Below are 22,804 nucleotides of genomic sequence, written 5' to 3' on the forward strand. Positions count from 1 at the left end.
TCTGTTTTTAGCAGCTAACTTTCTGCAATGATTCGTCAAGTCATTTGGCTGTTACTCTTTTGTCCTTTGCTCACGCTGGCACAGGAAAAAGAGCTTGCATATGATCTTGCCCTGACACAAGGCAGTATCTATGCCCACACCAAGGATGTGGAGAATACAAAAGGTGCACGACCAATTGGCATTGAATGGAGCTTTGTCTGGCGCAAGACAGATAGCACCACCTACCGTAAGTTCTATGGATTTCCTTCTCAGGGCATTAGTGTGCAGTGGACGAATTTTGATAATGCTATTCTGGGCCGTGGATTCACTGCTGCTTATTTCATTGAGCCGGATATACATTTTGGTCAAGATGCCGGAATGGGCATCCGTGCTGCTGCCGGCATGGCCTTTCTGAATAACCCACATGACCCACAAAAGAATCCAACCAACAGCTCTTACAGTACCCGATTAAACAGCTATCTGGCATTGGGACTTAGGCCCTATTGGCAAATCAGTTCGCAATGGCAAGCCTTTGGCATGCTTTCTTACCGGCATACTTCCAATGGTGGAGTTTCCTTACCCAATAAAGGCGTGAACTGGATAACCATGGATGCAGGCCTTCGCTATTATCCCAACAAAAAACAAGATCTACGCGAACGCATTCAACGATGGAAGCAACTGGGCTATCAAAAAACAACTCGCTGGGACATTGGTATGTTCTATGCATCCAGAAGTATCGATAATACTTCAGCAGAAAGATTTGGTGTACTGGGCCTTTCGCTATTGGTATCCAAACAAACCGGACGCACGCATGCTTTCACGCTTGGTGCAGAACTGTATCAGGACAATGCGCTTCGCGAACAATTAAAAGCAGATACACTTCAGGCTTCAGCAATCAAATCAGGCTTACTACTGGGCCATGAATTTCTGTGGGGCAGATTTATTTTTAGTCAGCAAATAGGTATGTATCTCTTTGATCAAAGTCCCTACTACCCAGTCTGGTATCATCGTTGGGGATTATTGTATCGCGTTCGGGAAAGATGGCTATTAGGCTTTCAGCTGAAAGCACACAAGCATATAGCCTTATTCCCTGATCTCCGGATTCAGTATAGTTTCAAAAAGCGCAGCAATTAATTGGCTGCTTCTGTTGGTGCAGTGCGCTGAATTTTTCTGCCAATCAATAAAACACCGGTAATCACGAATGCAGTGCCAATACCCTGCATCCAGCCAAAAGACTCACCCAAAAAATAAGATGCCATAAAGATGGTAGCCAGTGGCCCAACAGCAGAAACAATGGCCACATTACTGCTACCAATCCGCTTCAAACCAGATGCAATCAACAGTACTGGAATCACCGTTGTGAATATGGCCATGATCAACATATAACCATACACTTTCCATGGCAGGCGGAAGAATTCAGTAAGATCGTTTCCTGCCACAATAAAATGCAGTATCACCAATACGGTTGCACTTTGCATGGCCAGTCCCGAAAAATAAGCAGAGCCCACTTTTGGTATGATGCGTGCACTCCAGATTACATAAAATGCATAGGTGAATGCACAACCAAAAATCAATAGACTGCCAATAGTTGTCGCGCGCGCATCGCCTGTTTGAATATCACTGAAATAAGCAACACCGACACCCAAATAAGTAAGTACAAGCGCTAAAAGTTGCGTGCCATTTACATGCGCTTTATAGATCCATGCAGAGACCAGCACCACAATAGCTGGATAGGTAAATAATATGATTCGCTCCAGACCGGCGCTGATGTATTGCAAACCCCAGAAATCGAAATAGCTACTGATATAATAACCTAACACGCCGATACCGAGTATCCGCCATTTTACCGACCAAGGCTCGGGTACTTGTTTCTTCGCGGTTTCTCTAAACAATAAATAGAGAAAGAAAGGCAGAGAGAAGCCCATGCGCATCACCAATAAGGCAGATACACTGAGCGGATATTCCAGGTAAACAAGCTTGGCCAAAATGGCTTTGCCAGAAAAAGCAATTGCACCCAAGAGTACAAAGAACACACCTTGCAATTGATAAGAAACTCTGGGCGCTTGCTTCATGAAATGCAAAGGTAATTGAATAGCACAGCAAGCAATACAAACAAAAATCCCCCGCTGAAAGCGAGGGATATAACACTTATTTGCGGAATAATCTTTTTTGATCGCTCAACCTAACCCAAACTGCGGCTGCTTGTTCCTTAGTGCCTTCCAGATGATAGCCCATAGCATCAATCACTACACCAATCACTTTTTTGGCATCATTGCGCTTAAACGCTGCTGTGCCCTGAAAAGCTACAATAGTGTACACATCTTCATTTTGCTTCACCAATTCAGATGAGCCCGCAGAAGTATTCATGATAATGGCACCGTTCTCATTGCTAACAGTTGCATCAGGTACGATGCTGCCTTCAGGAAATTTGTATTTACCCAGGATAGCGCTAGCAGTGGTGTCTTGTTGCGCCGAAGCCGCAAATGCAAAAAGCATACAAAAAGCCAGAAAAAGAATTTGTTTCATAAACAGGTTTTGAGGTAGACGAATATGGAGCAAAAAAGTTACGAAACAAACTAAATATTTCTACAATCCATTTCTTCTAACACTTGAACCTGAATAATGGCATCCGCTACAGACAAGACTATCACTAGCATTTTGGGCTACTATTTTATCACAAGCCTGTACGCATAGCCACTGTAGCCGCTTGTCATAGGTAGTTCCACAAGGATGCCATTTTTCCAGTAAACAGATTTTGCACTGTTTTGTGTTGCATCAGGCATACTACCAATCACATATACATCATTACCATCTACACCAACACCAAATACACTCACGGTACCTTGTGTAGTCCGATTACTCAAAACAGTCTGGCTACCATTCTTCCAAATGGATGCGTTATAGACATTCGCGCCAGTAGATACCGAACCGGCTGTGAAAACATCTGTACCATTTACCGCGAGCCCATAAGACCAGCCGTTGGCTGTACTCAAATTGGTGGATGAACCATTTTTCCAATAATTAGGTTTACCCTCAGATTCACCGGAACAGTGAACATCACTACCAGCTACCACAATACGGTGTACTGCTGAGTTTATACCTGCTGTTGCACTTAAAGTAACCGCCTGTCCATTTTTCCAATACTTCGGTAAACGGTTAAAAGGACTGGTTGACATTGTCTCATATCCGGCTAAATACACATCGCTACCTGAAACAACCATATCATAGACACGGGCTTCTGTGGCATTTGCACCGGTATTAGATGTTAGCTCAGTGACTGTACCATTTTTCCATAGAATTACTTTTGGTACACCACTTGAAGGAAAATCCACACCGGCCAGATAAATATCAGTACCGCTCACTGCCAAACAATTGTAATAGATGTTACCGGCGACTGAAAAAGACTGGAATTCAGTGCCATTCTTATAAATCACCACACTATAAGCGCCTCCTGAACTGGGCTGTCTCAAAGCCAGTACATACACATCTGTTCCTGATACTTCCAGATCTTCACCATATATCTTGTGAGTATTGGGATCGCCCAAAGTCGTTGCTACATCATTCACAAAATATTTGGCAAATGCCGCATTGGTAACGCTATTATACTCATTAGAAAGTATGTAGCGTTTTTTTGCATTGGTCGTAGTTCCATTTTCTTTTTTACAGGAACTAAAGAGCAGACCAGCCATCAATACAAGGATCAAATTCAGGGTTAATTTTTTCATGTTGTTATTTTTACTGTTGTGTCGTTGAACAAGGTCTGATCATGATACCGCTTCACTTCTGCAAAAAATGATTGGTAATGATTTCTGTCAATACAACAGACAGCTGATATAGCTTCAGCTCAGGTCTTTATCAGACGATCGTTACAGTAAAAATATCTTCATGCATTACGGCGTAGTTCAATGCTTAACCATTGCATGATCATAATTACCAAATACCGTATTTGGTTTAATAAATGATTAGCAGCAAACTTGGAATCTAATAAATGGAAACATACAATTGCGAACAAAGCGCATTGTGCATTGATATACACAACAATCGTATACTTCAGGCTATACTCCTGAACTTGGTTGATGCTTTTTATTGTACAGTAAAAGCTTACGACAATCCTTCATACACAATAGCAGCACCCTGCCCCACCCCTACACACATAGTAGCCAATCCGTAGCGGGATTTGCTTCTGCGCATTTCATGGAGTAAAGTAGCAGTGATTCTACTACCACTGCATCCCAAAGGATGACCCAGTGCAATAGCACCACCATTCACATTCACTTTGGATGGATCTAATTGCAGATCACGCATACAAGCCAAAGCCTGTGCAGCAAAAGCCTCATTCAATTCTACTTGATCTAGCTGATTAACGTTTAAGCCAGCACGTTGTAATGCTTTCTGCGATGCAGGTACCGGACCAATACCCATTATCGAAGGGTCAACTCCGGCAATACCCATGCCCGCTACTCTCGCAAGGGGTTTAAGGTTAAATAATTTAACGGCTTCTTCACTGGCTAATAAAACAGCCGCAGCACCATCATTGATACCACTTGAATTACCAGCCGTTACAGAACCATCTTTTGCGAATGCAGGTTTTAATGCTGCCAGCTTTTCCAGACTGGTCTGGCGCGGATGCTCATCTATATCTATAATGGTTGGCTCCTTGTTTTCGGTAATCTCTACAGGAATCAGTTCATCCGCCCACTTACCAGCAGCTAAGGCAGCAGCATATTTTTCCTGTGATTGCATGGCAAACATATCCTGATCAGCCCGACTAATATTCCACTGACGAGCAACATTCTCTGCTGTTTCACCCATACTATAAGGATGGTACAACTCAGCTAATTTCTTATTGGTAAAACGCCAGCCAATTGTGGTATCATAGGTCTCGACCTTTCGGCTCCAGGCACCATCACTTTTGGCCGTTACGAAAGGTGCACGCGTCATACTTTCCACGCCACCTGCTATATAAAACATGCCTTCTCCGCATTGAATGGCTCTTGCTGCATCCATAATGGCCTGCAGTCCACTAGCGCACAAACGATTCACCGTATTACCACCCACTGTTACCGGTAAGCCGGCCAATAAAGCGGCCATACGCGCCACATCACGGTTATCCTCACCAGCCTGGTTGGCTGCGCCGGCAATCACATCTTCAATCTGATGCACATCAACATTGGGATTACGCTTCACCAAAGCACTGATCATCAAGGCTAACATATCATCGGGACGAACAGAGTTTAAACGGCCACCATAGCGACCAATTGGTGTTCTTACGGCATCAATGATGTAGGCAGTTTTCATACGCAAATCTTGAGCGCGCAAGATAGTTCTTGCCAAGCAAATAGGCTGCCCAGCCCACTAAGCTTATCTTTGCCCCATGGCAAAGCAGAATATTCGACATTTAAGTTATGATGATATTGAAACCTATTTTCTAGAACAAGGCGAGCCAAAGTTCCGTGCAAAGCAGGTTTATGAGTGGTTATGGCAGAAAAAAGCCGGCAGTTTTGAGGATATGTCGAACCTGAGCAAAGTACTGCGTGCCAAGCTGCAGGAAGAATTTGATTTACCGGCCCTGAAAGTGGATGCCACCCAATACAGCAGCGATGGCACAATTAAAAGTCGATTTATCACGCATGATGGTCATAAAGTTGAGGGTGTGCTCATTCCAACTGAAGAAAGAAAGACCGCTTGTGTGTCTTCCCAAATTGGTTGCAGCCTCAGCTGTAAGTTCTGCGCAACAGGTTATATGGAGCGCAAGCGTAACCTCAGCTTTGATGAAATCTACGATGAAGTCGTGCTCATCAACCAGCAGAGTGAACGTGTGTATGAAAAGAAACTAAGCAATATCGTATTCATGGGTATGGGTGAACCCCTGCTCAACTATAGCAATGTATTAAGAGCCATTGAACGCATTACTGCTGAAGATGGATTGGGTATGAGCCCAAGAAGAATTACGGTTTCCACTGCAGGTGTTGCCAAGCAAATCAAAAAGCTGGGCGATGATGGTGTAAGATTTAAGTTGGCGCTTTCTTTACACGCTGCCAATGATGTGAAGCGAAATGAGATCATGCCCATCAATGAAACCAATAATATCCGGGTACTAATTGATGCCTTGAATTATTTCTATAAAAAGACCGGTAACGAAATCACTTTTGAATACATCCTCTTTAAAGATTTCAATGATTCACTGAAAGACGCTGAAGAGTTGGTGAAGATTTATCGCCAAGTGCCTGCAGATTTGGTGAATATCATTGAATACAATCCCATCGACTTCTTCAACTATACCAAACCAGATGAAGAAGGTATTGAACGCTTTATGAGCTACTTGGAAAAGAATCGAGTGAATGCCAGATTGCGCAGAAGCAGGGGTAAAGACATTGACGCAGCCTGCGGACAGTTAGCCAATAAGGACCGACTTTAAGTTTCTCCTAACATGTTGCATTAAACTACTTAGGCCAAAGCAGGTCTATCTAGTATTAAACACGCAACATGAAAAAGTTACTCTCATTCGTAAGCATGATAGCTTTGGGTAGTTCACTATTGATTGCCCAACCACCTGCTGGTGCCGGTCGTATGCAACATGGTCAAATGCATGGCAAGCAAATGATGGCAGGTAAAATGGCGAAAGACCTTAACCTGACTGAAGATCAAAAAGCGCAATTAAAGAAAGTGCATCAGGAATATGGTGCAAAGATTAAAGCCATCAAAGACAACGATCAGCTAACACAAGGTGATGCACGTAAGCAAATAGCCGCATTACATGAGGCGCAAAAAGCTGCATCAGAAAAAGTATTTACCGAAGCGCAGAAAGCAAAGTTGAAAGACATGCAGGAGCAGCGTCGCGGAAGGATGAAAGAAGAAGCCGCAGCCAATGTTGCAAGAATGCAGGTAAGGCTTGGGCTAACAGAAGCACAGGTAGCCAAGGTAAAAGCAGAACAAGCCGGTATGCAAAGTAAAATGCAAGCATTACGCAACAACAAAGACCTAAGTAAAGAACAGAAAAAAGAGCAAATTCAGGCTTTAATGAAAGCCCATAAAACAAATATGGCGAGCATACTCACCCCTGAACAGCAGCAGAAAATGCAGCAAGGCAGACGCTGGGGTAAAGGTGAAGCCAGATAATAGTTAATTGATTGAGCAGCAACAGAAACGAGGCCTTGAAAAGGGCTTCGTTTTTTTATGCCTACCTTCGCACGACCTGTTGAAAAACAGCAAATACAATTTTATGGGACAACAAGGATTCCGCAAGTTCATGAAAGAAGAACTGAGCGGCGCAAAAAAGAAAGAAGCATTCCGTCAGGAAAAGCGTAAAGTAAAAGCAGAAAGAAAGGCGGCAGGCGATGAAGCCAGAAAACGCAAGTTTGAACAACAAACCGGCCAAGCTGCACCAAAACCTACTTGGAATAAGAACCCAAAATCTGCGGCACCTAAGAAAGGACCAGCCAAATACGCGAAAGCCAAACCACAACAACAAGAACAACCCACCAAGTTCACCATCGTCAAGAAAGCAGATGCATCTATGATGCCGCTGAACAAGTTTATTGCACATGCTGGTGTTTGTGGCAGACGTGAAGCCGCTGAGTTGGTGAAATTGGGTCATGTAACCGTAAACGGTGATAAAGTATTTGAGCCCGGATTTAAAGTGTCTGAAAAAGATACTGTGACCATGAAGGGTAAGAAAATATTCTTGCAACAGAACCTGGTATACATCCTCCTCAATAAACCAAAAGATTATATCACAACGGCCAATGATCCACAGGGCAGAAAAACTGTACTGGATTTGATCAAAGGTGTAACTGCTGAGCGGGTATATCCGGTAGGCAGGCTCGATAGAAACACCACCGGGGTTTTGTTACTCACCAATGATGGTGAACTGGCACAGAAGCTCACCCACCCTTCATTCGAAATCAAGAAGATTTATGAAGTGAAGCTGGATAAGCCAGTGGTGAAAAAAGACATGGAAGCCATTGCTGCAGGTGTTACACTGGAAGATGGCTTTGTAGCTGCTGATGCTGTAGGTTATGTGGACAGTAAAGACAAATCAGTGATTGGTATTGAATTGCATAGCGGCCGAAACCGAATTGTACGCAGGATATTTGAACACCTCGGTTATGATGTGAAGAATCTGGATCGTGTAATGTTTGCCAACCTCACCAAGAAGAATGTAGAGAGAGGCAAATGGCGTTACCTGAATGAAAAAGAAGTACGCTTACTGAAATACATGAACCAATCATTCGTCAAAAAACAGCAGTCCTGATATGGTATTGCCGAAGCCTGAAATCATTTTTTCCAACGAGGATTTTATTGCTGTCAACAAACCTTCTGGTCTTTTATCCATTCCGGATCGATTAGGACAAGAGGTTTCGCTGAAAATATTGCTGGAAGCCAGCTATGGCAAAATCTATACCGTTCATAGACTGGATAAGGATACCAGCGGACTGATTTTATTTGCTTTAAACGAGCAAGCGCATAAAACACTTTCAGCATTATTTGAAGGAAGAACCATCAATAAACAATATCTAGGCTTGGTTACCGGACGCCTGATGCATACTTCCGGCAGTATTGATGCACCCATTATGGAGCATCCTGCACAGAACGGCACCATGATCACACATCAGAAAGGCAAGCCATCCTTAACAGATTATACGCTGCTAGAGCAATTCCAACAGTATGCATGGGTACAGTTTCGCATCCATACTGGAAGAACCCATCAGATCCGTGTGCATATGAAGCATATCGGTCATAGTATTGTTGGTGATGCCTTGTACGGCGACGGTAAGTTCTTATACTTATCACAACTCAAAAAGAATTTCAAGCTTTCCAAAAAGGAATTGGATGAGCGTCCCATTTTAGGAAGACTTGGCTTACATGCATTTAGTATCAGCTTCACATACAAAGATCAATTGCTACAATTAGAGGCACCTTTGCCGAAAGATTTACATGCATCGCTTCAGCAATTGCGTAAGTTGCAGAAGAAGTAACGAACAACATAAAGTACTGAAGCTTTTTGTGTAACTTCATGATGCCTGTTATATGAAGCTGAGAAAACAACTATTCACAGATCATTGGGAAACCTTAACTGAACAAGCAGGTTTCGATTCACAAAAAGCTCAATTGGTATTGGCATTTGGTGACACAGCTAAAATTGTGCTTCCTGAACAATTGGCATACTTACGCGAATCCTACCCAAATGCAGCCATTGCATTTGCCTCTACTTCCGGTGAAATTGCATCAAACAATGTGTACGATCACTCGATTGTTGCATTAGCCATCTGGTTAGAAAAATCCAATGTGGTTACTGTTGAAACAGATGTACGCGAACATGAGAGCAGTTTTGAAGCAGGTATTTTCCTAAGAAATGCCTTTCCTGAAAAAAACCTGAAGAACATCTTTGTACTGAGTGATGGTACATTAGTGAATGGAAGCGAGCTGGTCCAGGGACTCAATCATCCCGGAGCAAATGAAGTACTGATTACTGGCGGACTAGCGGGCGATGCAGACAGATTTGAACAAACATTTACAGGCTTAAACGCCATTCCACAGGCAGGAAAGATTGTCGCCATTGGATTTTATGGCGATGCACTGGAAGTTAGCAGCGGCTCTTTGGGTGGCTGGGATGAATTTGGACCAGAACGCATCATTACTGGCTCAGATAAAAACGTACTGCATTCTATCGATCATAAAAATGCATTAGAGTTATACAAAGAATATCTGGGCCCATTCAAAAATGAACTACCTGGTTCAGCCTTATTGTTTCCCCTGAGCATCTCGGGAGAAAATCAGGAGCAAAAACTCGTCAGAACCATACTAAGCATTGATGAAGTATTGGGCACAATGACTTTCGCAGGCAATATGCCTGTAGGCAGTAAAGTGCGTTTGATGAAAGCCAACTTCGATAAAATCATTGATGCATCTGCCAGTGTTGCTAAACGAATTTTAGACAAAAAAAGCTCCCCAGAGCTAGCTATACTCATCAGTTGTGTAGGCAGAAAACTCATCCTGCGCGACAGAGCTTACGAGGAAATTGTTGCGGCCAAACATATATTGGGTGAAAATGTACTGATTACAGGCTTCTATTCCTACGGAGAGATATCTCCCGCCACGGACATTACACTTGCCTGTGAATTGCATAATCAAACCATGACCATTACCACATTCAGAGAAGTATAGTGGGTAAGCCAGCCAACATATTACATGCGTTATTAGAGCGACAAATCAAGAAACATTTTCCGGCCGGCATTCCTGATGCACGATTAGAAAAGCTGCTAGCAGAAATCAGCGAAACATATCGATGGTATGAAAGAGATAAAGCATTATCAGATCATGCTTATGCTATTTCTGAAAAAGAGTACCAAGTTGTTCTAAAGAATCTGCAGTCAAAAAATGAATTGATTACACAGTCAATTCAGCAATTAAAAGAACACATCTTACAGATTGACCCACATGCCGCTATCAACTCTTTTTCTGAAAGCGATTCTATTCTAGCTACTATTGAATACTTGGGCGCGCTGATTGATCAACAGAAACAACTGGAAGAAGAAAATCGTCTGGCCAAAGAAGCTGCAGAAAGTGCAGCGAAAGTGAAGAGTGAGTTCTTATCCGTGATGAGTCATGAAATCAAGACGCCACTCAATGCCATCATTGGCTTATCACATTTATTGATGCAGCAAAGCTTTACACCTGAACAAGCTAAAAACATTCAAACACTTCATACAGCAGCAGAAAACCTACTGAATTTAATCAACGATATCCTCGATTACGGGAAAATAGAGAGTGGTAAAATCAACCTCAACTTTAAGCCAACTGATATCAGAAACCTGCTTACCCATGTGCGCAATACGCATTTGTTCAAAGCACAAGAAAAGCAGAACAATATTAAATTACTGATTGATCAGGACTTACCAGAATGGGTATTGTGCGATGAAGTTCGCTTGAATCAAATCATGCACAACCTTGTTTCAAATGCGGTGAAATTTACTTCACAAGGCAATATCACCATTAGCGCTACTGTTGAACGTGAAACAGATACCTCTGTGTGCATTGCCTTCTCCGTGAAAGATACCGGCATTGGTATTCCTGAAGATAAGCAAGGCATCATCTTTGAGCGCTTTACACAAGCAGAAGCCGATACAACCAGAAGATTTGGCGGATCAGGATTGGGGTTATCTATCGTAAGAAGTATACTAGAACTCTTCAATAGTAACATTCACCTGAAAAGCACAGCTGATAAAGGTTCTGAATTTTATTTCTCCCTCAATTTGGAAAAAGATCTTGCCAGCACACCCAAGCAAGCCACAGGGTTTAGTGCACAGAACACGTTAGACCTTACTGGCGTACATGTGTTAATCGTAGATGATATTGCTTTCAACACGATGGTTGCTGAACAAATGCTGGCGAATGCCAATGCCACAAGCGATAGCGCCATAAACGGCGCTGAAGCAATTGAAAAAATTAAGCAAGAACAGTATGATTTGGTATTGATGGATATCCAAATGCCCATAATGGATGGACTGGAAGCCACACAACAGATCAGACAATTCAATCAAACCATACCCATCATTGCACTAACAGCCTCATCCGAACCGGAAGTTGTGACTGAAACCAAAGACAGTGGGATGAATGATTTCCTGATGAAACCATTCAATCCTAATGATTTTTATGCGTTGATTTATGAGTATACGAAAGGCAGCAAGAATTAACGTTTATACACCTGCCCTTCTTTCATCACAAACTTCATATTTGCCATTGCTTTAGGGTCATTGATCGGATCGCCTTCAACAGCTACGATATCTGCCAACTTCCCTTTTTCAATCACGCCAATCTGATCAGCACCTAATAAATCTGCTGCAGACAAAGTTGCCGCACGAATCGCCTCTATCATCGGCATACCTGCTTCATGCATATACACAAACTCCATCCAGTTCTTTCCATGAGAGAATACACCCGCATCCGTACCGAAGGCAATCTTCACGCCCGCTTTATACGCTTTCGAAAAAGTGCCCTGAATGAAATTGCCCACCACCAATGCCTTAGCAGCAACAATCTCCGGATAATAACCGGGCTTTTTTGCTGAGTCAGCTGTGGATTTTCCTGCAGTAATAGTAGGAACCAGATAAGTGCCTTTCTGCTTCATCAAGCCCATCACTTCTTCAGTCATGTAAGTACCATGCTCAATAGAGTTTACACCACCCAATACCGCACGCTTCATGGCTTCAGCTCCATGGCAATGCGCAGCTACTTTAAATCCATAATCCTTTGCTGTAGCCACAATTGCCTCAATTTCTTCCTGCGTGAATTGTGGGTTTTCTCCGCTCTTCGCCATACTCAATACGCCGCCACTTGCAGTAATCTTGATACAATCGCTACCATCTTTATATCGCTGGCGCACTGCTTTTCTACAATCATCCACACCATTCACTACCCCATTGGCCGGACCAGGATCACCCATCAAATCTTTGCGATAATTATTCGTAGGATCTGCATGACCACCCGTTGTACCAATAGCTTTACCTGCAGTAAAAACCCTTGGGCCTTTGATCATGCCTTTGGCAATGGCATTACGTAAGGAGATATTCACGCCACTACCACCCAGATCACGTACAGAAGTAAAGCCTGCCATTAAGGTGCGTTCTGCAAAGACTACCGATTTGAATGCGTAATCAGCAGGGTTCAAGGTAAATCCATCAATGTATTTGGTAGGACTGGTTTCATCTTCCATATGCACATGCATATCAATCAAACCGGGCATTACAGTTCTTTGTTTCAGGTCTATCACCTGATCGCCCTGCTGAGCAGCAGTAAATCCTTTCTGCACATCCACAATCTGTTTGCCTTGCACTACAATGGTCATTTCTTTTAACACTGACAATTGCTTTACATCCACGAGCTGACCACAGTGAATGAGTGTACGCTGGGCATAATTGTAGCTAACCATGAGGAGCATCAGCCCCAAAAGGAGTTTTTTCATGTGCGGTTGTTTGCTGTAAGATACAGATTCAAAAGAAAAAGTCCCCACAGTACTGTGGGGACTATCGGCTCACTTGCTTGCTCATAGCACTAGCCTTTATTTGGCTGTGGTGTATACCGCAAATAGGGTTTCACCACCTTCACCCCCTTCGGAAATTTTTGAATCGCATCTTCGGTACTTACAGCTGGTACAACAATCACATCTTCGCCATCTTTCCAATCGGCTGGCGTAGCCACACTGTAATTCGCCGTCAGTTGTAAAGAATCAATCACGCGCAGCACTTCATAAAAGTTTCTGCCGGTAGATGCCGGATAAGTGATGATCAACTTTACTTTCTTATCGGGACCGATGATAAATAAGGAACGAACAGTGAAAGTTTCAGAAGCATTGGGATGGATCATATCATACAAACCAGCCACAATGCGGTTTTCATCTGCGATGATGGGAAAATCAACAGACACATGCTGTGTTTCGTTGATATCATGAATCCAGCCATGGTGCTTATCCAAACCATCCACACTTACAGCCAGCACTTTTACATTTCTTCTGGCAAACTCTTCCTGCAGCAGCGCCGTTTTACCCAATTCTGTAGTACACACAGGCGTATAGTCGGCAGGATGCGAAAACAACACACCCCAACCATTACCGAGGTATTCATAAAAATCAATGGGACCAGCTGTTGTCTGCGCCTGAAAATTCGGCGCGATATCGCCTAATCGTAAACTCATGATTGCTTTTGCAACAAAAAAAGAGATAAAATATTAGTCTACCAAATAAGTAGACTGAAAATTAACATTTACTCACCTCCTTCAGGAATATCCATCTTTGTTATCTTGCTGCTGCAATGCTTTCCAAGAAAACACAATACGCCCTCAAAGCACTAAGCTATCTGGCTGAGCATTACGCCGAGGGGCCTGTCCTGATTGCAGATATTGCTGCACACAAACAAATTCCATTAAAGTTTTTAGAAAGCATTCTCCTCAACCTGAAACACCATGATTTGCTGGATAGCAAAAAGGGTAAGGGTGGTGGATACTTTTTAAAGCAAGCACCCAAGAAGATCAGTGTGGCCAAAGCCATTCGTGCGGTGGAAGGTCCGATAGCCCTACTACCCTGCGTGAGTCTGAACTTTTATGAAAAATGTGCCGACTGTGATGAGAAAACCTGTGGAGTCAATAAAGTAATGGCGCTTACGCGCGATGCAACATTAGCGGTGTTGGAAAAAAAGACACTTGCGGATTTAATGGACAGGCATTAAATAATCAATCAGCAGAACCTCTCTTCAGGGCTGATTTCCCAAATTTATTCTTCACCTCATCGATGGCTTTGTATAAGCCTTTCTTCTTACCCGAATCCTGAAACAGATTGCCCTGTGTAGCTTGGGTTGAGAAATCGCTGAGTCTAACCCCCAGCAAACGAACCGGTTGTCCTTTGCGGTACAAATCATGAAACAATTGTTTCGCTATAGGAATCAACTCGTCATCACTAAACGTATGCGGAATGGATAACTGCTTGGAAGTGGTTTCAAAATCCGGATAACGGATTTTAACTGCAATACAACCGGCCATCTGCCCATCCTGCCTCAATTCAAAAGCAACTTTCTCCGTCATCTTCACCAAGTGTTTCAGCAATTGGGTTGTGTCTTTGATATTCTCAGAAAAAGTCTGTTCAGTTGAAACTGATTTGGCCTCATGGTAGGGATGTACTTCACTATGGTGTATGCCCTGCGCTTTCTGCCAAAGCTCTGTGCCCCATTTACCCAATTGCTTTTCTAATAGCGTTTGAGGCTGCAAAAGAATATCACCAATCGCACGAATACCCATTTGCTGAAGCTTGATATGGGTGTGTTCGCCTACACCGGGTATTTTATTCACCGGCAAGGGGGCTAGAAAAGCCTGTTCCATGCCGGGCTGCACAAAGAGATAACCATTGGGCTTGGCTTCATCGGTAGCAATTTTCGCCACGAGTTTGTTGGCTGCCAGTCCGAATGAAATGGGTAAACCGGTTTGATCAATAATTTCCTGACGCAGGTCAATGGTCCACCGATAAGGATCATGGAATTTATCCATTCCCGTGAGATCAATATAAAACTCATCGATGGATGCTTTCTCGAATAACGGTGCTTTGGCTGCAATGATATCGGTAACCCAGCGGCTGTACCGACCGTACTCGCCTCGTGTACCTTTGAGCACAATCACTTGCGGGCATAGCTTCAGCACCTGCTTCATCGGCATCGCACTGCGCACACCATATTTTCTGGCTTCATAACTGGCTGCAGATACCACACCTCGCTCTCGACTACCCCCAACTACCACCGGCTTTCCTTTCAAAGAAGGATCATTCAGTAATTCCACACTCACAAAAAAGGAGTCCAGATCCAGATGGGCAATATAGCGTTGCGGTTGCATCATGCGCTATCAATACTGACCTGTATTCAGCAGCACCAGTGTACAAGCTTCCACGGGTTGAATGCCATTGGTCAGTGCCAGATCTTCTAATGCTTCGTTTTCTGTACCGGGATTGAAAATGATGCGTTTGGGTTTCAAAGCAATCAAATAATCGTAGTAAGCTTTTTGATGATCCGGGTTCAGGTATAAGGTAATGGTATCAATATCCTGCAATTCCGGTCTTCCGGTATCAATGATGGTATCGCCTACTTGTCCGGCTTTCTTTCCAAGCGCAACAACGGGATGTCCTTTGGCGCGCAGCAACTGAACCGCCATATGACTGTAGCGACCCGGATTTTCTGATGCACCCAGCACCAGGGTTTTCTTTTGTTCCATACTGCAAATTAGTTCTATTCTTTTTGAAGCTTGTGCACACTTGCAGCAAAATGATTTGAATAATTTTTTAAAAAAATTTGTAGTGTACAAAAGATAATCTCTAACTTAACAGGCAACAATTTCACACCTCAAACTAATACCATCATGGCAAAAGCAAAGAAGAAGGCTGCCAAGAAAGTTGTAAAGAAAGCAGCCCCAAAGAAAAAAGCTCCGGCTAAGAAAAAAGTAGCAAAGAAAGCTGCGAAAAAAGCTGCTCCAAAGAAAAAGGCGCCTGCTAAAAAAGCTGCCAAAAAAGCTGTGAAAAAAGCAGCTCCAAAGAAGAAAGTAGCAAAGAAAGCTGCGAAGAAAGCCGCACCAAAAAAGAAAGCACCAGCTAAGAAAAAAGTAGCGAAAAAAGCTGCTGCTAAGAAGCCAGCCGCTAAAAAACCTGCAGCCAAAAAGCCTGCGGCAAAAAAACCAGCTGCTAAAGCAAAAAAGCCTGCTGCGAAAAAAGCGCCTAAACCCGCACCAGCACCCGCTCCTGCTCCTGCACCAGTTGAAGCACCTGCGGCACCAGTAGCTGAAAGCACTGATACACCTGCTGCTTCTTAAGCGCAAAAAACTATATGATTAAAGCCAGCCATGCGCTGGCTTTTTTATGCAGTCTCCAACCAATTCAACCCATAACCTCTCCACATGAAAAAATTTATGCTGCTGCTCAGTTTTATCTGTAGCATACTGCTTACGCAGGCACAATCACCTATTCAAAACAAAACCAAAGACTGGAAACGGTATGATGGCTATTTTACTTTCTGGTGGGATGCCACTAATGGTAAAATATGGATGCAGGTTGATCAGTGGAATAAGGAGTTTCTCTATGTAAACTCACTCCCGGCAGGTTTGGGTTCTAATGATATTGGTTTGGACAGAGGCCAGCTCGATGAAACACGCATCGTCTATTTCACCAAAGTGGGTAAGAAAGTCTTGTTGATTCAACCCAATTATGCCTATCGCGCCAGCAGCAAAGACCCCAGAGAGCAAAAAGCAGTAAGAGAATCCTTTGCGCAATCTGCCATATTCAGTTTCACGGCAGATACTGAAGAGGGAGATAAAGTATTGGTGGATGCCACAGCATTTTTCTTGCGTGATGCACATGGTGTAGCCGATAAAATCAGGATGATGCGTCAAGGCACTTATGCTTTCAATGAAGCTAGATCGGCTATGTATTTACCCAATACCCGCAACTTTCCATTGAACAGTGAGTTTGAAGCAACCATCACTTTCACAGGTGGTAGTGATGCAGGCAGGTTTGTAACCAGTGTAACGCCTTCGGCTGATGCTATTACATTACGCATGCACCACTCTTTTGTGCAATTACCCGATGAAGCATACAGCCCACGCGCTTATGATATCCGCAGTGGGTATTTCGGCATCAGCTATTTTGATTATAGTTCTGATTTCACCATGCCGATTGAACAGTTGCTTATTGCCAGACACCGATTAAAGAAAAAAGATCCTACAGCTGCCAAAAGCGAACCCGTAAAACCCATCATTTATTATTTGGATAACGGTACACCCGAGCCAATTCGTTCTGCATTACTGGATGGTGCCCGTTGGTGGAACCAGGCTTTTGAAGCAGCAGGATACATCAATGCATTCAGGGTAGAAGTATTACCAGACTCTGCTGATCCGATGGATATCCGCTATAACATGATTAACTGGGTACACCGTTCTACCCGTGGTTGGAGCTATGGCGCTTCCGTTACTGACCCCAGAACAGGAGAAATTATTAAAGGACAGGTAACTCTGGGTTCTTTAAGGGTGAGACAAGACTACCTGATCTTTACCGGACTATTATCACCCTATGAAACTGGTAAGCCTGTGCCCGAGACCATGCGTCAGGCAGCTTTGCAACGTTTGCGTCAGCTCTCTGCACATGAAGTAGGCCATACACTTGGCTTAATGCACAATTATGCATCCAGCTATAATAACCGGGCATCCGTTATGGATTACCCGCATCCGAATGTAACATTGAATGCAAAAGGCGAAATCGATTTCAGTGAAGTCTATACCAATGAAATAGGTGAATGGGATAAACGCGCCATTATCTATGGCTATCAAGATTTCCCTCCTGGTACCAATGAGTCAGCCGCTTTGCGCAACCTGCTGGAAGAAAACACCAAAATGGGGCTACGCTATATTGCAGATGCAGATGCGAGAGCAGCAAGTGGTTTTCATCCCTATGCGCATCTATGGGATAATGGCAAAGACCCTGTTGTGGAATTGAACAATGTTTTGCAGGTGAGAAAAAAGGCTTTGGCACAATTCTCAGAAAAAGCCATCAGACCCAATACCCCTGAAAGCAGACTGGAAGAAGTTTTGGTACCTGTGTATAATTATCATCGCTATCAGGTAGAAGCTGTTACCAAATTGATTGGTGGTATGTACTATGATTACAGTGTGCGCGGAGGTAATCAGGAAAAACCCAAACCACTCGAAACAGCTTTACAACAAAGAGCCCTAGATGCAGCATTGTATTGTCTTTCACCAGATGTGCTCACCATACCGCCTCAAATTGCAGCGATGATTCCACCAAGACCGCCTATGTATTACAATGTGGGGGAACTCTTTCCAAAAAGAACCGGTATGAGCTTCGATGGACTTGCTGCCGCGGAAGCATTAACAGATTATACCTTAAGATTCTTGTTTAATACTGAAAGAGCTAACCGACTGGTACAATTGAAAGCCCAATACAATACGCCGGGCTGGGATGATGTATTGGATGCAATTATTGCACAAACCTGGCAAAGACCTTGGCAAAAAGGAATTCAGGGAGAAGTGCAGATGCAGACAGCGCAGATGGTTCTGACATGGACACTGGGTTTAAGTCAGGCAGAAAACAGCAATTATGCTGTTAAAGCAATCTGCTTTGATCGTCTGGAAAAATTGAAAGCACTCTGTAACAAGCAGTTAAACAGCGATCCAAGCAGGAAACACTTGTATCGCTATGCAATTGAAAGAATCGAAAAACCAAAGGAGATACAATTACCACAACATAGAGAATTGCCCCCTGGTGCACCTATTGGCTGCGAGTTTTAAGCCCTGGTACACTACATGGCATAGTTATCTGACTACATTGAAAACCCTGAAATAAGTCATATTTTCAGTAGGACAATTTGTGCAACTTAGACTTTCATTATGAAGGCTCCCTACTTCAAATGGATAACGTTTGCCATATTCTGTGTGGTAGTGATGTCGTTTCTGTTTATTTACGTTACAGCCAGCAACAAACTCAAGAAGAACTACGAGAAAAGTCTCACGCATCAGAATCTCTTATTGATCATGCGCGACTTATCAGATATCAAAGAATCTGTGCATGCTAATGACATCGTTATCCGTAAAGCTCTACTACCTGATACTAAAAGCGATAGCTTAATTCTGGAGGTAGCGAGCTTACAAAATAAGAACAGGGTTAGCGTCATAAAAATTGATTCCCTCCTACTAACAATACCAATAGCACTTGAATTATCTGGTATTGACAGCTTAGCAAACGATCTGCACAAACAAGCCATTCGCATAATACAAATTCGAAAGGCTAAGCAACCCGAAACAAACGCTTTAGAAAATTGGCTAAACACGGAATTAGCACTTAACAATCATGTAATGTCGATTGAGAACACGATACGCAACTTACTCTACGAAAATCATGACTCAGAGAGTAGCTTGTACAACAATACCGTTCGTGAAGTCAGGAATATTGGTATTTTCTCATTAGCCATTCTATTAATTCTGCTCGTTTATCTCTTCTTTAATATCAGAAGCTTACAAGACAATATTGGAAGAAATAAATACCTCGCTACTGTTACCAGTAATAGCAATGAAGCCATTTTTGGAGCGGATCCATCATTTAAAATCAACTTATGGAATAAAACCGCCGAAGAATGGTATGGCCCATCAGAACTGGAAATGCTGGGCACAAATATCTTTGAACTGATCAGCAGATTTACAGTAGATGCGGGAGGACTAAAAGAGTATTTATTAGAGGAGAATAAAACAAAAAATAAAATCAGCTTTCAAACAACTGATTATAAAAAAGATGGTACCATTTTCTATACCCTGAACACAATTACTAAGCTATTTAACGCTGATGGGCAATTAGAGAATTATGTATGTACTTCGAAAGACATAACAGATATTGTTAAGCTGCAACACCAGTTAGAGCAGGCCAATGAGCAACTGATGACAGAACTATTGCTCAGAAAGAAAGAACTGCTGGAATACAATGAGCGCATCACAGATGGTATTATCTCCCTCGATAATAATTTTGAAATCACCTATGCGAATCAATATGCAAAGAATTTATTGGGCGGGGATGATGTAATCGGCAAGAAGCCTTGGTATAGATCGAATGACGAAGGACTTATAGAAAGATTAGAGTCCTTAGTAAAACGAGTTTTTGATCAAAAACGGAATATCACTTTCGATTACTACCTGAATGGTTTTGATAAATGGATGCAATTCAATGCTTATCCTTCCGAAAACGGTATATCGTTTTTCTTCAAAGACACAACCAAACAAAAAGAAGCAGAACTCGCGCTAAAGCAAAGCGAAGAAAAATACAGATCACTGATTGAAAATAGTCCGGACATCATTGCCGTAACAGATGAAAATGGCTATATCTGGGATTGTAATGGTGCTGTTGAAAAATCAACCGGCTATACGCCTCAGCAAGCCATCGGAAAACATCTGTACGATTTCATGTTGCCAGAGGACGTACAATATTATCCACTGCAATATCATGAAGTACCTGAGACTGGCTTTTTATTTTCACAAAGAAGGGGCGTAAGAAAAGACGGTACAGTAGTTCACTTTGAAATCAGGGTATCGAGAATGGCTGATAAAAAATTATTAGCCATCTTGACAGATATCTCCTACAGGGAAATGCTGCAGAAGAACTTAACTGAAAATAATGCACGACTGGATTTCTTATACATGAATACACCTTCCTATATCGTTTCGCTGGATAAAGAAGGCAACATATTGGATCTGAATAAGAATATTGATGTATTCCAAAGAGAGCATGTAATCGGCAAAAACCTCTTAGGCATTCTGCCCGAAAATATGCAGCAGGAAACAAAAGAAACGCTTCAAGAAGTAATTGAAACCAGGGCAACTGTTTATAGACAATTTAGTTATATCAGCAGTACCGGTCAGAAATTCTGGTTCAGCAGTATTCTGAAACCAATTATTAAGGATGATACTGTTACCGGTATCATTACCAATACATCTGATATCACTACCATCAAGGAACAAGAAAAAGAATTGTCTAAAACCAAACAAAGACTGGAGAAAATTCTCGAAAGTGTTCCTGCGTTTATTGCTGAGCTGGATGAATTTGGCAATATCATTACCATTAACAAGAGCAGAACAGGCAAAACACCTGAAAGCCTGATAGGCCACCCACTGGCAGAATGTGTAGAATTTGCAGACGATGGCAAAATCAATATAGCAGTTAAACAATGTTTGGAAAAGCAGGAAACAATAGAGCTTGAACTGACAGTTAATTTATCTGACAGCGAATTACCAATCATCTATCTCTGTAATTTTCTACCGCTGGTAAACAATGGGAAAAACAACCATCAGACTGTTTTGCTTACCGCATTTGATATATCGGAAAGTCGCCGTAAAGAAGCTGAAGTAAGAAGGTTGGATGACATCATCAAAGCCAGTCCGGCATGGGCGGCTATTGCAGATGTATCCGGGAAACTTGTTTTCATGAACAACGCCATGCGCAATGCATTAGAAATCCCTCTTGACGAAGACATCAGCAATATGACTATTGGAGATGCGCATGATTCGGTAGAGTACGAGAAAATAAAAAAATATATCGCCTCTATAACAAATAACACTACTATTCAATTTGAAACTGTACATACAAGTAGGTCTGGAAAACAAATTCCTACTATGGCGGTAGTCATGAAACACTATGATAATACCAGTGGTGAGATTCACTACTCCATGAAAGCACTTGACCTAACTGAAATCAATAAAAAAACTGAAGAAGTTAAAAGATTGGCAGATATCATCGACAACACTGAAGCCATTGTTGGCATTGGTGATCTTGAAGGTGGTATCATCTTTTTAAACAGATCAGGAAGAAGGATTCTTGGATTTGGCGAAAATGAAGACCTCACAAAAATGAATATCAGAGATCTTCACTCAGATGTGATGAAGGAAAGATTAGAAGCTATTGCCTTACAAGAAGCCATGAAGCATGGTAGCTGGACAGGCGAAAGTGTTATCGTTGACAAATCAGGCGTTGAAATACCCATCAAACAGGTAATAGTTTTACACAAGGATAAGCATGGCAAACCCACCTATCTGTCAACAACAGCTATTGATATCCGGGAAGAAAAAGAAGCAGCCGCAAAACTGGCTACAGCAAATGAGGATCTGCGCAATCTGGCAACACACTTACAGGAAATCAGGGAAGAAGAAAGAGTGGAAATAGCCAAGGAAATACATGATGAACTGGGCCAGAAACTGGCAGTGCTCAAAATGGAATCAGCATTCACCGAGAAGAAATTGGTTAAAGAACACCAGATTCAAAAACACGCTTTTCAAAGTATCAATACATTAATTGACGACACAATTCAAATATCCAGAGAATTATACAATAACCTTCGCCCAACTATGTTGAATGAGCTTGGCCTGGTTGCAACAATTACCTGGATGAAAAACACTTTGCTTAAACGCAGCGGTATCAACATAGAACTTGATCTGGCCATACCAGACGATCGTCAGTTTTCTGAAAACATTACGATTGGCTTATTCCGTATCATTCAGGAATCAACCAATAATATCTCCAAACACGCACAAGCCAAGAATATTTATATAGCCTTGCATGAAACAGATAATACCATCCGACTTTCTATACAAGATGATGGTATCGGTTTTGTTCCTGACACCATTGATACCAAAATGCACCATGGTGTTTTAGGTATGCGCGAAAGATCGCTTGCTATGGGTGGAAGCTTTTTACTGGATACCGCACCGGGCAAGGGCACACATATTGAAGTAGTTGTACCTTTATCTTAAA

General features: G+C 42.5%; 19 protein-coding genes. 11 read left to right on the plus strand and 8 right to left on the minus strand.

The window, feature by feature from the left end; all coding sequences use genetic code 11:
• Window positions 1-27: 27 nt before the first annotated feature.
• Window positions 28-1,113, plus strand: coding sequence for an acyloxyacyl hydrolase (locus tag J0L83_08120; GenBank protein MBN8664522.1), 1,086 nt, complete (start codon window positions 28-30; stop codon window positions 1,111-1,113).
• Here the strand turns inward: J0L83_08120 and J0L83_08125 are convergent.
• The 4 genes from J0L83_08125 to J0L83_08140 form a co-directional block, all read right to left on the minus strand.
• Window positions 1,110-2,051, minus strand: coding sequence for a DMT family transporter (locus J0L83_08125; GenBank protein MBN8664523.1), 942 nt, complete (start codon window positions 2,049-2,051; stop codon window positions 1,110-1,112). The genes J0L83_08120 and J0L83_08125 overlap by 4 nt on opposite strands.
• Window positions 2,052-2,127: 76 nt before the next feature.
• On the minus strand, window positions 2,128-2,505 hold the full coding sequence (locus tag J0L83_08130; GenBank protein ID MBN8664524.1) for a hypothetical protein: 378 nt from the start codon (window positions 2,503-2,505) through the stop codon (window positions 2,128-2,130).
• A 140-nt stretch (window positions 2,506-2,645) separates the two neighbouring features.
• Window positions 2,646-3,704: a hypothetical protein gene (locus J0L83_08135; protein ID MBN8664525.1), complete on the minus strand. Its 1,059-nt coding sequence runs from the start codon at window positions 3,702-3,704 to the stop codon at window positions 2,646-2,648.
• 376 nt (window positions 3,705-4,080) lie between these two features.
• On the minus strand, window positions 4,081-5,277 hold the full coding sequence (locus J0L83_08140) for an acetyl-CoA C-acyltransferase (GenBank protein ID MBN8664526.1): 1,197 nt from the start codon (window positions 5,275-5,277) through the stop codon (window positions 4,081-4,083).
• A gap of 76 nt (window positions 5,278-5,353) precedes the next feature.
• Between J0L83_08140 and rlmN the strand changes: the two genes are divergently transcribed.
• From rlmN to J0L83_08170, 6 genes are all read left to right on the plus strand, one after another.
• A complete protein-coding gene (rlmN, locus tag J0L83_08145; protein MBN8664527.1) occupies window positions 5,354-6,397 on the plus strand; it encodes a 23S rRNA (adenine(2503)-C(2))-methyltransferase RlmN in 1,044 nt (347 codons plus the stop codon).
• Between the two features lie 68 nt (window positions 6,398-6,465).
• Window positions 6,466-7,098 (plus strand): hypothetical protein, encoded by a 633-nt coding sequence (locus J0L83_08150; GenBank protein ID MBN8664528.1) that lies wholly within the window; start codon window positions 6,466-6,468, stop codon window positions 7,096-7,098.
• A 103-nt stretch (window positions 7,099-7,201) separates the two neighbouring features.
• The gene (locus tag J0L83_08155; GenBank protein ID MBN8664529.1) at window positions 7,202-8,233 is read left to right on the plus strand and encodes an rRNA pseudouridine synthase; all 1,032 of its coding nucleotides are present in this window, start codon (window positions 7,202-7,204) and stop codon (window positions 8,231-8,233) included.
• 1 nt (window position 8,234) lies between these two features.
• Window positions 8,235-8,957, plus strand: coding sequence for an RluA family pseudouridine synthase (locus J0L83_08160; protein ID MBN8664530.1), 723 nt, complete (start codon window positions 8,235-8,237; stop codon window positions 8,955-8,957).
• A 52-nt stretch (window positions 8,958-9,009) separates the two neighbouring features.
• Complete coding sequence (locus tag J0L83_08165; GenBank protein MBN8664531.1) at window positions 9,010-10,146, plus strand: FIST C-terminal domain-containing protein; 1,137 nt, start codon at window positions 9,010-9,012, stop codon at window positions 10,144-10,146.
• Entirely contained in the window at window positions 10,146-11,675 is a 1,530-nt protein-coding gene (locus tag J0L83_08170) for a response regulator (protein MBN8664532.1), read from the plus strand. Before J0L83_08165 ends, J0L83_08170 begins: the two co-directional genes overlap by 1 nt.
• On the opposite strand, the gene J0L83_08175 is transcribed toward J0L83_08170, so the two are convergent.
• Window positions 11,672-12,943 (minus strand): amidohydrolase family protein, encoded by a 1,272-nt coding sequence (locus J0L83_08175; protein MBN8664533.1) that lies wholly within the window; start codon window positions 12,941-12,943, stop codon window positions 11,672-11,674. The two genes, J0L83_08170 and J0L83_08175, sit on opposite strands and share 4 nt — an antisense overlap.
• Window positions 12,944-13,032: 89 nt before the next feature.
• Complete coding sequence (locus tag J0L83_08180; GenBank protein MBN8664534.1) at window positions 13,033-13,671, minus strand: peroxiredoxin; 639 nt, start codon at window positions 13,669-13,671, stop codon at window positions 13,033-13,035.
• Between the two features lie 116 nt (window positions 13,672-13,787).
• On the opposite strand from J0L83_08180, the gene J0L83_08185 reads away from it, so the two are divergent.
• Window positions 13,788-14,201: an Rrf2 family transcriptional regulator gene (locus J0L83_08185; GenBank protein MBN8664535.1), complete on the plus strand. Its 414-nt coding sequence runs from the start codon at window positions 13,788-13,790 to the stop codon at window positions 14,199-14,201.
• A 4-nt stretch (window positions 14,202-14,205) separates the two neighbouring features.
• On the opposite strand, the gene dinB is transcribed toward J0L83_08185, so the two are convergent.
• Together dinB and J0L83_08195 are read right to left on the minus strand one after the other, a co-directional pair.
• Window positions 14,206-15,351 carry a DNA polymerase IV gene (gene dinB / locus J0L83_08190; GenBank protein ID MBN8664536.1) on the minus strand — a complete coding sequence of 382 codons (1,146 nt, stop codon included), beginning with the start codon at window positions 15,349-15,351 and terminating at the stop codon, window positions 14,206-14,208.
• Window positions 15,352-15,360: 9 nt separating this feature from the next.
• Entirely contained in the window at window positions 15,361-15,726 is a 366-nt protein-coding gene (locus J0L83_08195) for a CoA-binding protein (protein ID MBN8664537.1), read from the minus strand.
• A 144-nt stretch (window positions 15,727-15,870) separates the two neighbouring features.
• On the opposite strand from J0L83_08195, the gene J0L83_08200 reads away from it, so the two are divergent.
• The 3 genes from J0L83_08200 to J0L83_08210 all read left to right on the plus strand — a co-directional run bounded on the left by J0L83_08200 (window position 15,871) and on the right by J0L83_08210 (window position 22,803).
• Entirely contained in the window at window positions 15,871-16,317 is a 447-nt protein-coding gene (locus J0L83_08200; GenBank protein MBN8664538.1) for a hypothetical protein, read from the plus strand.
• Window positions 16,318-16,401: 84 nt separating this feature from the next.
• Window positions 16,402-18,804, plus strand: a complete 2,403-nt coding sequence (locus J0L83_08205; GenBank protein ID MBN8664539.1) for a zinc-dependent metalloprotease — start codon at window positions 16,402-16,404, stop codon at window positions 18,802-18,804.
• 99 nt (window positions 18,805-18,903) lie between these two features.
• Window positions 18,904-22,803 (plus strand): PAS domain S-box protein, encoded by a 3,900-nt coding sequence (locus J0L83_08210; protein MBN8664540.1) that lies wholly within the window; start codon window positions 18,904-18,906, stop codon window positions 22,801-22,803.
• Window position 22,804 lies beyond the last annotated feature (1 nt).

The organism is Chitinophagales bacterium (assembly GCA_017303835.1).
Classification (GTDB): Bacteria; Bacteroidota; Bacteroidia; order Chitinophagales; family Chitinophagaceae; genus JAFLBI01.